The 1561-nt window shown below is 71.6% G+C and carries 2 protein-coding genes; both read right to left on the bottom strand.

Features of this window, described 5'->3' with window-relative positions; translation table 11 throughout:
* On the bottom strand, positions 1-433 hold a 433-nt coding region (locus tag FV222_RS25590; RefSeq protein WP_246685663.1), incomplete at its 3' end, for an ATP-binding cassette domain-containing protein.
* 4 nt (positions 434-437) lie between these two features.
* Positions 438-1124, bottom strand: a complete 687-nt coding sequence (locus tag FV222_RS25585) for a Crp/Fnr family transcriptional regulator (RefSeq protein ID WP_147752229.1) — start codon at positions 1122-1124, stop codon at positions 438-440.
* Between the last annotated feature and the right edge of the window lie 437 nt (positions 1125-1561).

The following is a 1561-nucleotide window of genomic DNA, read 5'->3' as shown; positions in this document are numbered from 1 at the left end:
CCACCCGCTGGCGCTGGCCGCCCGAGAGCGTCGCCGGGGCGCGGTCGGCATAGCCGTCGAGGCGCATGAGGCGAAGCAGCGCCGCGACCCGCTCGGCTGTCGCCGCGCGGCCGTGGGCGAGGCCCTTCAGCCCGTAGGCGACGTTGCGCCCGACGCTCATGTGCGGGAACAGCGCATAGGACTGGAACATCATGTTCACCGGCCGGCGATGGGCCGGCAGCGCGACGAGGTCCTCGTCCCCGAGGCGGATCGCGCCCGAATCCGGAGCCTCGAAGCCGGCGACGAGGCGGAGCAACGTGCTCTTGCCGCAGCCCGAGGGGCCGAGCAGGCAGAAGAACTCGGACGCCGCCAGGTCGAGGGACACGGCGTCGACCGCGATCGCGCTTCCGAACCGCTTGGTCAGGTTCTCCAGTCGCAGCAGCGGCGCGGACAAGGCCTCAGCTGTCCTCGCGCAGGGCCTCGGCGACCCGGGCCTCCAGCAGGTCAGGCCGGCGGATCACCAGGGCGCCGCGGGTGCGGTCGACGAGGCCTTCGGCGGCCATCACCGTGAACTCGCGGGTCACCTGCTCGCGGCGGCAGCCGATGCGGGCTGCGAGCACGTGGTGGTAGGGCGGCGGCGTCACCACCCGCTCGTCGCCCCCGCCCGCCCGCGGCACCGAGAGCCGCAGCAGCTCGGCGTAGAGCCGGTGGCGCAGGTCGAGCAGCGCGTGCTCCATCAGGCGGGTGTTCAGCTCGCGCACGCGCTTGGTCAGGAGACGGAACAGCCGGTCGGCGATGGGCTCGGAGGCGAACACCATCTGGCGGAACACCGAGGCCGGGACGACGCAGAGCTCGCCGCGGGTGAGCGCCGTGACGTTGGCCGAGCGGCCGACGCCGTCCAGCGCCGACAGCTCGCCGAAGAACGCGCCGCCGCGCATCTCGCCCAGGATCACTTCCTTGCCGGATTGCGTGCGGTTGAGGATCCGGACCTCGCCGGTGGCCAGGAAGTACACGTCGGTAGACACGTCGTCGAAGTCGACCAACACCTCGTTCTCGTCGAAGCGGCGCCAGTGGCAGCGCGTCTCGAAGGGCGCGAGCTCGATGCCCGGCTCCTTGAAGAACGGAATGGTGGAGAGCCGCGCCATCGAAAACCGGTCCCTTCGCGATGCGCCGGGACCGTCGCGCCGCGGACCGTCTAGAAGTCCGCGCAGCCGACCCGGAGCGTCGCGTCGTCGAATGTGTTGCAAGATCGTGACGACCGGGTCGTCACCGGTCAAGCCGACGGCGGCCGATGAGGGTGGATGGTGCCGCCCTAGACGGCACGACGCCGTGATTTCCTGACCCTGCCGGATGACTTTAGGTATAAAGCCCGCATTCGGCCTGCGAGGGTGCCCGGAACCCGGAATGCAGCGTCAGCCGCCCCCCGACCCGATGCCTCCAGCCTTTCCCTCCGAACGATCCGCGCCGGACCTCTTCTCGACGTCGGGCGGCCCCTTCCGCGCGACGCTCGGCGCCGCGTTCTCCCTGTCGGGACGTGGGCTCCACACCGGGCGCCGCGCCACCGTCCGCGTCGGCCCTGCGC

The organism is Methylobacterium sp. WL103, assembly GCF_008039885.1.
Classification (GTDB): Bacteria; Pseudomonadota; Alphaproteobacteria; order Rhizobiales; family Beijerinckiaceae; genus Methylobacterium; species Methylobacterium cerastii.
Note: the sequence above shows the minus strand (reverse complement) of the source record. Positions and strands in the feature narration are given on the sequence as shown.

Bases quoted from the DNA above. Each gene is read 5' to 3' on its own strand.
- FV222_RS25585 (WP_147752229.1), bottom strand. From the start codon at position 1,124: ATGGCGCGGCTCTCCACCATTCCGTTCTTCAAGGAGCCGGGCATCGAG.